The following is a 226-nucleotide window of genomic DNA, read 5'->3' on the forward strand; positions in this document are numbered from 1 at the left end:
TGTCAAGCTGCTGCGGGCGATGGCGTCGCGGTGCGACCCCTGGTACGGGACCGTCGATGTGGAGTATTCGCTGCCCACGCCGAGCGCGCTGAAGGTGGGGAAAGCCTCGCTGTCGCCGCAGGTGTTCGTGTCCCGTCACGCCGGGGTGGCGGTGCTGGAGGCGTTCGACGAGGCGTTTGCCGAGACCGCGAGGACCGAATGGGACTCAGGCTGGTTCTACTCCGGA

General features: G+C 67.7%; 1 protein-coding gene. It reads left to right on the forward strand.

The window, feature by feature from the left end:
* The coding region (locus IEZ00_RS35810) for a hypothetical protein (RefSeq protein ID WP_189227792.1) at window positions 1-226 on the forward strand (226 nt) is incomplete at both ends.

This window comes from Saccharothrix coeruleofusca (genome assembly GCF_014648515.1).
GTDB lineage: Bacteria > Actinomycetota > Actinomycetes > Mycobacteriales > Pseudonocardiaceae > Actinosynnema > Actinosynnema coeruleofuscum.